Raw genomic sequence first — 12,805 nt, 5'->3', positions numbered from 1 at the left:
ACACTTTCAGATAAATATAAAAAGTATTTTCCTGTTATAAGCCTTTAATTCCATGGAATAAAGGATGTGCAAATATAAACATTATATTAAATAATCAGCAGAAACAATAAAAAACTTTTTTATTATTGATAAAATTCCTATCTTTTTCTTATATAATTCCTATTGCCCTTCTATCCTATCCTGTTTGTTTATTCCAATTACCGATTGAATAATTCGAACGTAAACTTCACTCCCACCTCTTTATATTTCCAATTTTCAAAGGCTGCAAAGAAACCAAAATCAAAGATGTGAGTACCTATGCCATACCCCAACTCGATATAAGGTTTCAGCCTGGGAACAAACAACGCCCCGAAGTACAGACGCTCATTCAGCACATACTGGCTGACTTTATTTAAATGAGGAATAATCAAAAAGGGAGCTTCATAAGTGATATGTCCTCTAAAGTATTTGCGCGAAGAGTTATACCAATATCTGTCGAGCAACTGAAAAACACCACCAAAATCGTCATTCCAGCCCGTCGGAAGATTAGTGCGCCGGAAATTCGCAAAGTCAATAAAATAGATTCCATCCTGTTCGGTAAAAACACCCCAACCCAACCGATAATAGAAATCACGCATCAATCCCAAAGAAATAGTATGTTGAAAGTCTACTTCAAAACGCTCATATTTATTGGAGTTGGGCAACACTCCCGTAATACCCCGCTCCCAATCCAGAGATATTGTAGGATACTTGGAAGGAAGGTTTACCTTCCGGTTACCACTCATATAGTAATACTGCCCCGGAGTCCATGCCAAACGTATTCCCGGAGCAAAACTATTATAAACATGGGGTAACTTATCCAGCACATCCGTATCGACTTCAGGCGATGGAGAAGGCGCTCCGGATTCAGGGGAAGAAGACGTACCGGAATCAATCACCGTAAACTTTCCTTTCGCTGTATCCGTACGGCGGTGCATGGAGAGGTTGAGGTCCAACGTCAAACCGTTCACGATTTCCCAACGATGGCGCATGGTAAGAAAAAGATCCTTGTAATAGTTCAGCCGAAGCTTGCTTACATCGAAAATACTATCCGGAATATCTTTCAGTTCATCCAGTATGGCGCTATTATAAACGCGATTACCATTACCAAACTCCAGAGACAAAGAGGCGCCTTTGCGAGGATAGTAATCAAAGCTTGACCTCACCTGCCAGTAAAATTCCTTCTGTTTAAAGTTATAACCTGCTCCCGGAGCAATCTGCAAACGGCGATCACCCGAAAACAGTCGGTTATACCTCAACTGCTGACGATAAGAGAGCCCATTCAATGCACTATAGCCAAACATGAAAGGATTGATAAGCGGAGAACAACGCAATCTCCCGTAATTATTCAAGTCCACTGTGTAGTAGTCTATCAGCGCATCTCCAAACTGTCCCCAAATCGCCTTACGTTTTTTAATAGGTACAGAATCACGAAGTTGGGAATAATTACGGTAGAGTTCCTGTTCGTGAGGAGTCAAAGGAATGGGACGCAAACGGTTAAAATAAGCCGTGTCATATCGATATGCATCAGGAACTGCACTCATCTTGTAAATTCCCGACAAATCATATTTAGATCCTGTCCGTGGTACCATATGTGCCGGTTTTCGCTGGCGGATGTCCCGATAATTGAGCGTAGCCACATAACTTCCGTCTATCACATTTCCCAGAAAACGGAAATTGCCCGTCACGTCATATTCTACGGGTAAAAATTCATCCGGGTCTCCCACTTCTCCCATCCTTAACAGATTAGTGAACCGGAACGTTTCCGAACGTCCTGAGAAACGTATCTCACGTATGCTCCACACGTCGGCACTGACAATCATATATCCACCAACCAACTGATAGCTCCTGTTCTTAGGCATGAATCGAATCTTATACTGGCGGTTATGAGAATCTCCTATGATGGAATCCACAAAATAAGTGTAGTACTTTCTGGCATCTGAAGCCAGAGGAGAAAGCAACTTATCATATAACAATGTAGAAGAATAAAGATTAATATGGAAATGCTCCATCAAGCGTCCGTCAGCTTCCCAAAAGCCCTTGGTGGTGCCCATGCTCGCCTTGACTTCCTGCTCATAACGATTGGGGGCATTGAAATGAAGTTCACTGTAGGTCTCCATCATATATTCATGCATACCTTTCTTGGTGCGGAACATGGTGGGCAAATAATGGATAATAAAATTTTTCTTCTTAACGTTTACCTTCCCTTTGATGTAAAGCTCTGCATTATAGCTTTCTATAATACTTTCATAGAAAGGAGCAAAGAAAAAGACGCGTTCCATTATGGAGTCCGCCGAATGCTGCAACTGTTTATCCCGTGAATAGTGCACATTCTCTGCACCGGCCTCTTGAAGAACGGAAAATAACAACCCGAACCCTATACATATATATATTAAATGCTTCAATCGTAATTCCTCTAATAAGTTGGGACAAATATAGAAAAAAAGGTTGTAAAACGGAGGTATAGTAGTTTTTTTAAAGATACTTTTCTCAATATGGCCTTTTATGTATTCAAATCCCTTTCCTGTGTCTGCACCATACTTTCTCCTTACCTACTCCTTACCTACTCCTTACTTACTCCCTACCTACTCCTTATATACTCCTTCTTATACATAAGGAGAAGGTCCGGAGTAGATAAAGTTCTATATAGAAGTGGATATAAAGTGGACAGGTGGTTGCAGTGGCAGGCAAACAAATCAAAAAAGCATCTTTTTCCTGATATAGATATGCTTTTTCAGGGGTTATTCACAGAAAAACGATTGTTTTTCAAAGATTACCCCCTAAAAAATAGGGGTACTTTCAGAAAAAACATATAATTTTGCGCCAACAATCAACAAAAGGAAGACTGATATGTCAAAAATGAGATTCTATGCCTTGCAAGAGCTTGCCAACCGGCGCCCTCTTGAAGTGACTCCCCCTTCGAACAAATTATCCGATTACTACGGAAGCCATGTGTTCGACCGTAAAAAAATGCAGGAATATCTGCCCAGAGAAGCCTATAAAGCAGTGACAGACGCCATTGAAAAAGGTACCCCCATCAGCCGCGAAATAGCAGACCTGATTGCAAACGGCATGAAAAGTTGGGCCAAATCCTTGAATGTTACTCATTACACCCACTGGTTTCAACCACTGACGGACGGTACGGCCGAAAAACATGATGGATTTATTGAGTTTGGAGAAAACTCAAACGTAATCGAACGTTTCTCCGGCAAACTGCTCATTCAGCAAGAGCCCGATGCATCTTCTTTCCCCAACGGTGGTATCCGTAATACTTTTGAAGCACGCGGATATACAGCATGGGATGTTTCATCCCCCGCTTTCGTGGTAGATAGTACATTATGCATCCCTACAATTTTCATTTCCTACACCGGTGAGGCACTGGACTACAAAACACCACTGCTGAAAGCACTTGCAGCCGTAGATAAAGCCGCCACTGAAATATGTCAGCTATTCGATAAAAATATAACCCGCGTATACACTAATCTGGGTTGGGAACAGGAATATTTCCTGGTAGACTCTGCCTTGTACAACGCCCGTCCCGACCTTTGCTTAACCGGACGTACGCTCATGGGGCATTCATCCGCAAAAGACCAGCAACTGGAAGACCATTATTTCGGCTCTATTCCTCCACGGGTGACAGCCTTCATGAAGGAATTGGAAATAGAATGCCACAAACTGGGAATTCCGGCAAAAACGCGCCACAATGAGGTAGCTCCCAATCAATTTGAATTAGCTCCCATCTTTGAAAACGCCAACCTTGCCAACGACCACAACCAGTTGGTTATGGACCTAATGAAACGCATCGCCCGCAAGCACAACTTTGCCGTATTGCTACACGAGAAGCCTTACAGTGGTGTCAATGGTTCGGGAAAACATAACAATTGGTCGCTCTGCACTGACACAGGTATCAACCTTTTCGCACCCGGTAAGAACCCGAAAGGAAATATGCTTTTCCTCACTTTCCTGGTAAACGCACTGATGATGGTTTATAAGAATCAAAACCTGTTGCGAGCCTCTATCATGAGCGCAGGCAATAGCCACCGTCTGGGTGCCAATGAAGCACCACCCGCCATTTTATCTATATTCCTGGGCAGACAATTATCCGCTACTCTGGATGATATAGTACGTCAGGTAGGCGATGATAAGATGACGGCAGAAGAAAAAACGACTCTTAAATTAGGAATCGGACGTATTCCAGAAATTCTTCTCGATACAACCGACCGCAACCGCACTTCTCCGTTTGCCTTCACAGGCAACCGCTTTGAATTCCGTGCTGCCGGCTCTTCTTCCAACTGCGCCGCCGCCATGATTGCCATCAATGCTGCTATGGCAAATCAATTGAATGAATTCAAAGCATCCGTCGACAAACTGATGGAAGAAGGAATCGGTAAAGACGAAGCCATCTTCCGCATTTTGAAAGAGACCATCATCGCTTCCGAAGATATCCGCTTCGAGGGTGACGGTTATTCTGACCAATGGAAAGAGGAAGCCGCCCGCCGTGGACTGACCAATATCTGCCATGTACCCGAAGCCTTGATGCACTATATGGACAATCAATCCCGCTCCGTACTGATAGGCGAACGTATCTTCAACGAAACAGAACTTGCCTGCCGTCTGGAGGTGGAATTGGAGAAATACACCATGAAGGTGCAAATTGAGAGTCGCGTATTAGGTGATCTGGCTATCAATCACATCGTCCCCATTGCAGTCAGCTACCAAAACCGCCTGTTAGAAAATCTCCGCGGGCTCAAGGAAATCTTCTCTCCCGAAGAATACGAAGTCTTGAGCGCCGACCGCAAAGAACTGATACGCGAAATATCCAAGCGAGTAACTGCTATCAAAGTTCTGGTGCGGGAGATGACGGAAGCCCGCAAAGTGGCTAACCACATGGACAACTACAAAGACAGGGCTTTTGCCTATGAAGAAAATGTACGCCCATATCTGGATAGCATACGCGATCACATCGATCACCTCGAGATGGAAGTTGATGATGAGATATGGCCGTTGCCCAAATATAGGGAACTGCTGTTTACTAAATGATAATTTATCGCGTTTCGCGCGATAGGTGACGAGCTACAAGCTACGAGTGACAAGTGCCTTTCGGTGTGATAACCGGACGAATAATTATTCGCCCACGAGTACAGCGCAGCAACTCGTTACTTGTAGCTCGTAACTCGTAACTTAATTTAGCGCTCCGCGCTAAATTATCATTTTCCTTCCCCTATACTGCATCTTTTCCTCTCTTTTGTGCAATATTTAATTTTTTCTTTTTACATTTGTGCTGTATAACACAGTTTTGCAGCAGTTATGGTAAAAATGAATTTGTCAGACGTGAATGTTCCGGAGCTGATAGCCGATATGTGGGAGCCCCTGAATGAAGAACAGCGGGAATTTCTCGCTAACCATTTCACGCTCCAGAATTATAAGAAAAATGAAGTCATTCATTGCGAAGGTGAAACTCCGAAATACCTCATGTGTCTTCTAAACGGGAAGGTGAAAATTTACAAGGACGGTGTTGGCGGAAGAAGCCAGATTATCCGTATGATTAAACCTGTTGAATACTTTGGTTACCGTGCCTATTTCGCCAAAGAAGACTACGTTACTGCTGCTGCTGCTTTCGAACCTTCTCTCATTTGTCTCATACCAATGAGTGCCATCACTACATTGGTAGCACAAAACAATGATCTTGCTCTCTTCTTTATCAAGCAGTTATCCATCGATTTGGGTATTGCCGATGAGCGTACTGTCAACTTGACGCAGAAACATATCCGCGGCAGATTGGCCGAATCACTCCTTTTCCTTAAAGAAAGCTATGGACTGGAAGAAGATGGTTCTACCCTCAGTATTTATCTGTCACGCGAAGACTTGGCTAATTTGTCGAACATGACAACCTCCAATGCCATTCGTACTTTATCACAATTTTCCACAGAACGGTTAATTACCATCGACGGACGGAAAATAAAGATCATTGATGAAGAAAAGCTGAAGAAAATAAGTAAGATAGGTTAAAGAAGAGTGCTTGTCTCCCCCCCTGACGACAACCATCAGCTTCTTTCCTCTTTTTACCCGATTTATAAACTTAACACACATTAATGCCATGAAAAAAGGACTAAGCTCCTTGCTTTTAGCAAGTCTGCTGCTGACTTCCTCCGGTTGTCAGCAATCCCCCAAAGAGGTAGTGAACGAGTATAATGTCGTTCCAATGCCTAACCAAATGACCCCTCAGGAAGGGCGTTTCCAACTGAGCAATAAAGTTTTTGTCGTCACTGCCGGTTGCACTCCGGAAGTGCAAGCCATTGCGGATAGCCTGAGAGCCCGCATTCAGTTGATTTCTGGTATTTCTCTGCAAACCAGCGCACAGGAAAATCCGGAAGCGTCCAACATTCATTTTGTTACAACAGAAGGAATGCCCAAGGAAGGATATAAATTATCCATCTCTCCGAATGGAATCACTCTCTCAGCATCACACCCCAACGGCTTCTTCTATGGTGTGCAGACCATGTACCAGTTATTACCGCCTGCTATTTATGGAAAGGAAACTGTTAAAAACGCCAACTGGTCGCTACCTGCCGTAGAAATAGAGGATGCACCCCGTTTCCCCTATCGCGGACTGATGCTCGACGTCTGTCGTCACTTCTCTACAACCGATTATATTTATAAATTCATCGACATGCTCGCCATGCACAAGATGAACACCTTCCACTGGCATCTGACAGACGACCAGGGATGGCGGATAGAAATCAAAAAATATCCGAAACTACAAGAAATAGGCTCAAAGCGAAAAGAGACTTTGATAGACTATTACTACGTTAACTGGCCTCAAATTTTTGATGGCAAAGAACATGGAGGATATTACACACAAGAGGAAATCAAAGACATAGTAGCCTATGCAGCAAGTAAATATATCACCGTCATCCCTGAAATAGAAATGCCTGGACATGCCCTTGCTGCTTTAGCCTCTTATCCCGAATTATCCTGCAACCCTGATAAAACCTATGAAGTAACCGGCACATGGGGAGTATTTGAAGAAGTATTCTGCCCTAAAGAAGAAACTTTCCAATTCCTGGAAAATGTATTGGATGAAGTTATAGAGCTATTCCCCAGTTCATATATTCACATCGGTGGTGATGAATGTCCCAAAGATGCATGGATAAATTGTGCACACTGTCAGGCATTAATCAAAAAATTAGGTTTAAAAGCCGATACGACTCCGAACGCCGTGGATGGTAAGAAACATACGAAAGAGGAAAAACTACAAAGCTACTTCATAACCCGTATGGAAAAATACCTGAATAGCAAAGGACGGAATATCATCGGTTGGGATGAAATACTGGAAGGTGGACTTGCTCCAAATGCAACCGTCATGTCCTGGCGTGGCGTACAAGGCGGCATAAATGCAGCCAAAGCCGGGCACGATGCCATCATGACACCACACGGTTATGCTTATCTGGACCAATATCAGGAAGAACCGGAAATAGCGCCAACCACTATCGGTGGGTATCATACATTGAAGAAAACATACAGTTACAATCCTGTCCCTGACGACTCGGAAGAGTTGGTTAAAAAGCATATCATCGGTGTACAAGGCAATATATGGAATGAATATATGCAGAATGACGAGCGTCGTGATTATCAAGCATTCCCCCGCGCCATAGCTTTGGCAGAAACAGGCTGGACGCAGAACAACAGAAAGAACTGGGATTGCTTCCGGATCCGCATGGTGGAAGACTTTGAACGCATGGATGCTATGAATGTGAAAGCTTGCCGCAACTTCTTTGATGTGAATATCAACACTCACGTTTACGATGGCACATTGAAAGCTGTACTGGAAACATTCTATCCGGGTGCCGAAATCAGATATACAACGGATGGAAGCGCACCGACTGCCAAGTCTGAGCTTTACGCCGAACCATTTATCTGGGAAGGGAGCATTGACTTGCAAGCTGCAGCTTTCAAAGATGGCAAGATGCTGGGAAAAGTGAACAGTAAGAAGCTGTATGCAAACCTGATAGCCGGAAAACAATACACTACGAATCCACAATGTGGTTGGATGAACGGTGATATACTCGGAGAGAACGATGTGCTGGGTGCAGACACCACCACTTTAGGATTGACGAATGGAAAACGTGGAAATACTGCTTCCTACATACCATGGGTGACATTTGGCTTGAACGAGAAAAACAATAATGAACTTATATTCTCCGTTGATATGGAAAAACCGGCCACCGTCAGCAAAGTAACTTTCGGAACACTTTATAATCCGGCTTTCCGTGTACTCCCTGCAAGTGCAGCTCGCGTGGAAGTATCAACTGATGGGAAAGAATTTAAAGAAATAGGGCAAGCCTCCTATACCCGTGAATATCCGGAACATGGCAAGAAAATGTTCACTGATACACTGGAATGTACACCAACCGAGGGTCGCTATATCAAAGTAATTTTAAAGAGTGGCGGAACACTGCGCAATGGCATAGATTGCCGCAAGGATACGCCGGGAGACGTTATCCCTTCGGATTTATATGTAGATGAAATAGAGGTGTATTAATAGAAAAAGTCCCGGATAGCAATGTCAATCCGGGACTTCTTCATTAAATTAAATAAGGTATTCTTAAATAAGACATTTGGACGAGAGATATCTCTCCGCCTCAAGCGCCGCTTTACATCCACTGCCTGCTGCCGTAATAGCCTGACGGTAATGTGGGTCTGCAATATCACCTGCAGCAAATACGCCCGGCACCTTTGTACGAGGGCTATCACCTTCTGTAATGATATAACCTGTTTCGTCAGTCTCCAGATACTCCTTGAAGATTTCCGAGTTTGGCTGGTGACCAATAGCCAGGAAGAAACCGTCAATAGCCAGGTCGTAACGTTCTTCATCCGGTTCACCCATACGTTTCACCAGATGAACACCTTCCACGCCATTCTCTCCGAACAAGCCTACGGCATTATGCTCAAACAACACCTCTATTTTCTCATGCTTCATCACACGCTCCTGCATAATTTTAGAAGCACGCAAGAAAGGCTTACGTACAATCAGATAAACTTTGCTTGCCAGTCCGGCAAGGTAAACAGCCTCTTCACAAGCCGTATCACCACCACCGACAACAGCCACCACCTTCTTACGATAGAAGAAACCATCGCAAGTGGCACAAGCACTGACGCCCATACCGGCATATTTCTTTTCGTCTTCCAATCCCAGATATTTGGCTGTAGCACCTGTAGCTATTATCAACGTATCAGTTTCAATCACCTTCTCTCCGTCAATGGTCACTTTATAGGGGGCTGCACTCAAATCGGAAGCTGTTGCAATTCCAAAACGCATATCAGCACCGAAACGTTCAGCCTGCTTACGCAAATCATCCATCAATTGCTGGCCGCCTATACCTTCCGGATAACCGGGGAAATTTTCCACATCTGTAGTAGTTGTCAACTGACCGCCGGGTTGCAATCCTTCATAAAGCACCGGGCAAAGGTTGGCACGTCCCGCATAAATCGCAGCTGTATAGCCGGCAGGACCAGAACCTATAATCAGACATTTTACTTTTTCTGTTTCCATAATCATTCTATTATTTAGTATTTCAACACTTATATCATAAACTTGAATTTCAGCCGACAAGGCTCCTCATCTCAAATCAATCACTTCCGCCGTCGGATATGCCTTTTTATCAAAAACAAAGAAGCTGTCGTTGTAAGACTGTCCCGTTTTATAGGATGTTATGCGGATAGCCACACTACCTCCCCCCTTCTGGGTCATACTGATACACAAAGGCTGGAACTTATCTTTTGAAACATAAAGGATGACACATTGCAAATCCTGCTTTTTGCTGGAAGCCGTCAACACCACCTCATAGGCGGGTTTTCCACTATATGTACTGGCTTTACCCAACTTCATATGATATCCTTGTTTGTATATCGACAATAAAGCATAAGGATTGATACTCTGCAACTCTTCCGGAGTAGGTTCAGAAACATTCACCTCATCACTACCGACAAGATAGCTCCACTGTGTACGACCATCAAACCAGGTTTTCACCCCGTCGGCATCCAGCAAGAACTTCTCTCCTTGCAGACGGATAAGTCCGGTGGAAGTACTTTCCAACGCACCTTTTGAATAAGTCTGAACAGTAAAATCCGCCTGTATACCTCCCGACTGACGGAAAGCATCGGTGGTACGGTCCAATATCTCTCGCGCATCCAATTGCTGCGCCGAAGCGGGCAACAACAAACCAAACAAACAGATATAAACTAAGAGAATATTCTTCATCATTTATTTAACAGCAATTACAGTAAATTGTTCAGGCGCATTTGCAGGTCATTTTCATCCACGCAGAGCACTTCACGTGCTTTGCTACCTTGTGTCGGTCCCACGATGCCAGCTTTTTCCAATTGATCCATGATACGTCCCGCACGGTTATAGCCGATAGCGAACTTACGCTGGATAAGCGAAGTGGAACCTTGTTGATGAATGACAATCAAACGGGCTGCATCTTCAAACAAAGGATCAAGGCGCCCCATATCCACATCCCCCAAATCACTTCCACCGTCTTCACCTACATATTCAGGCAGATAGAATGCTGTGGGATATCCTTGCTGCTTGGCAATGAATTTAGTAATATCCGCCACTTCCGGCGTATCGATAAAGGCACATTGCACACGCACCGGGTCAGCCCCCTGCAAGAACAACATATCACCGCGACCAATCAACTGGTTAGCGCCCGGACGGTCGAGGATGGTGCGCGAGTCTATCATGGCAGATACACGGAAAGCAACACGGGCAGGGAAGTTCGCCTTAATCGTACCTGTAATGATATTCGTAGTCGGACGTTGTGTGGCAATAATCATGTGGATACCTACCGCACGCGCCAACTGGGCGATACGGGCAATAGGCAACTCAACCTCCTTACCTGCTGTCATAATCAAATCACCAAACTCATCAATCACCACCACGATATACGGCATGAATTTATGCCCCTTTTCGGGGTTCAAGTGACGATTGATAAACTTCTCATTATATTCCTTGATATTGCGCACATGTGCAGCTTTCAGCAAATCATAACGGGTATCCATTTCCACACAGATGGAGTTCAGCGTCTGCACCACCTTGGTTACATCCGTAATGATAGCATCTTCCCCATCGGGCAATTTAGCAAGAAAATGGTGTTCGATTACCGAATAAATGCTGAACTCTACTTTCTTCGGGTCTACCAACACAAACTTCAATTCTGCCGGATGCTTCTTATAAAGCAAGGAGGTGATGATAGCATTCAGTCCGACAGATTTACCCTGACCGGTAGCACCGGCAACCAGCATATGCGGCATCTTGCACAAGTCTACCATGAACACCTCGTTGGTAATCGTCTTACCCAGGGCAACCGGCAAATCATAAGTAGACTCCTGGAACTTCTTGCTACCGATGATGCTCTGTCCCGAAACAATCTTCGGATTAGAGTTCGGCACTTCGATACCGATGGTTCCCTTTCCGGGGATAGGTGCAATGATACGAATGCCCAATGCTGAAAGGCTAAGGGCAATATCATCTTCCAGACCACGGATTTTGGAGATACGCACGCCTTGCTCCGGAGTAATCTCATACAGCGTTACCGTAGGACCTACGGTTGCTTTTATCGTACTGATTTCAATGCCGAAACTGCGCAACGTATTTATAATCTTATCTTTATTGGCATTCTGTTCCGCCATATCGATAGTCGGCTCGGCATTTTCATAATGCTTCATCAGGTCGATAGATGGAAAACGATAGTTCTCCAGGTCAAGGCGGGGATTATACGGTTCCTTCTCCGGACCTTTATACTCCTCCTCTTCCACAGTTTCCACTTCAAAAGTAGGTTCGTCAACCACGGGTTTATCCGAAAGGGAAGACGCAGGCTCCGGAGCAGGAGTCTCTATAATCATGGATACTTCTTCATGCGATGGTTTAGCAGGCTCTTTTTCAGTAATACCGCCCAAATCCAACGTTATTTCATTCTCCGGTTCTTCTTCAGGTTCAGGAGTTGTGACGAAAACATCCTCTTCAGTATCAGGTTCCACCACCTCAGAAACAGGTTTCTTCTTTCCCTTTGCCGTCCATGAATCCGTAAATTCTTCCGGTGCTTTACCTGCTTCCTCTCCTTCCTCCGCTTTCTGCTTCCGTTTCAGGAAACTGAGGCTGAACAACCGGCGCAGCCAGATAACGGTACGCGCGCTAAGGTAGATGAGGAAGCAGATGGCAGTCACCAGCAGAATCATCCAAACACCCGGCACGCCAACTTGTGATGTCAACCAGTTGCTGATGTTATATCCATGCATACCTCCCAGATACAGGAAAGAATCCTGATACTGTTCCACGAATGCGAAACCGAAGAAAACGGAGAACCAAATCAACAGCAACGAGCAACCGATAAACCACTTCCAAAGGCGAACTGTACGAACACGCATCAACTTCAAACCCGCCACAGCAAGGAACACCAGAATAAAGAAAGACGAAATGCCGAAGCAGTCATTTATCAGATAACTTGCCAACTGCGCACCGCGTGAACCGGCATAGTTCTTCACACCGTTATTGACGGAAGCCAATTCCTGAGTATTGCCGGAGTCGATAATACTCTGGTCCGCCGCTCCTGTAAAGAAGAAAGATGAAAAAGCGAGCAGCAGGTAGACTGAGAAAATCACCAGTACCAGTCCGACAACAAAGTGAATGGTTTCGTTTTTGAAGATTGCCCTCATTTTACCAAACAGGGAAAGGGATTGTTCCGTATCTTTTGTTGAATTTTTCTTTGCCATAAATAAAGTCTCT

At 44.5% G+C, this 12,805-nt stretch carries 7 protein-coding genes; 3 read left to right on the top strand and 4 right to left on the bottom strand.

All coding sequences use genetic code 11. The features are described from left to right. Window positions 1-197: 197 nt before the first annotated feature. Window positions 198-2,423, bottom strand: a complete 2,226-nt coding sequence (locus QZ135_RS04290; RefSeq protein ID WP_308757955.1) for a DUF5686 family protein — start codon at window positions 2,421-2,423, stop codon at window positions 198-200. 445 nt (window positions 2,424-2,868) lie between these two features. Here QZ135_RS04290 and QZ135_RS04285 point away from each other — a divergent pair, with 445 nt between their 5' ends. The 3 genes from QZ135_RS04285 to QZ135_RS04275 all read left to right on the top strand — a co-directional run bounded on the left by QZ135_RS04285 (window position 2,869) and on the right by QZ135_RS04275 (window position 8,560). Further along, window positions 2,869-5,058, top strand: a complete 2,190-nt coding sequence (locus QZ135_RS04285) for a glutamine synthetase III (protein ID WP_294606196.1) — start codon at window positions 2,869-2,871, stop codon at window positions 5,056-5,058. Window positions 5,059-5,325: 267 nt separating this feature from the next. Further along, window positions 5,326-6,027, top strand: a complete 702-nt coding sequence (locus QZ135_RS04280; RefSeq protein WP_044137529.1) for a Crp/Fnr family transcriptional regulator — start codon at window positions 5,326-5,328, stop codon at window positions 6,025-6,027. 88 nt (window positions 6,028-6,115) lie between these two features. After that, complete coding sequence (locus tag QZ135_RS04275) at window positions 6,116-8,560, top strand: glycoside hydrolase family 20 protein (protein WP_294606193.1); 2,445 nt, start codon at window positions 6,116-6,118, stop codon at window positions 8,558-8,560. Window positions 8,561-8,623: 63 nt separating this feature from the next. On the opposite strand, the gene trxB is transcribed toward QZ135_RS04275, so the two are convergent. The 3 genes from trxB to QZ135_RS04260 all read right to left on the bottom strand — a co-directional run bounded on the left by trxB (window position 8,624) and on the right by QZ135_RS04260 (window position 12,792). Beyond that, window positions 8,624-9,571, bottom strand: coding sequence for a thioredoxin-disulfide reductase (gene trxB, locus QZ135_RS04270; protein WP_294606192.1), 948 nt, complete (start codon window positions 9,569-9,571; stop codon window positions 8,624-8,626). 66 nt (window positions 9,572-9,637) lie between these two features. After that, window positions 9,638-10,282, bottom strand: a complete 645-nt coding sequence (locus QZ135_RS04265) for a LolA-like putative outer membrane lipoprotein chaperone (RefSeq protein ID WP_294606190.1) — start codon at window positions 10,280-10,282, stop codon at window positions 9,638-9,640. Between the two features lie 14 nt (window positions 10,283-10,296). Beyond that, window positions 10,297-12,792, bottom strand: coding sequence for a DNA translocase FtsK (locus QZ135_RS04260; RefSeq protein WP_294606188.1), 2,496 nt, complete (start codon window positions 12,790-12,792; stop codon window positions 10,297-10,299). Window positions 12,793-12,805: the final 13 nt, after the last annotated feature.

The organism is uncultured Bacteroides sp. (genome assembly GCF_905207245.1).
Classification (GTDB): Bacteria; Bacteroidota; Bacteroidia; order Bacteroidales; family Bacteroidaceae; genus Bacteroides.
The sequence above is the reverse complement of the archived record's forward strand: the minus strand, read 5'-3'. Positions and strand labels throughout refer to the sequence as shown.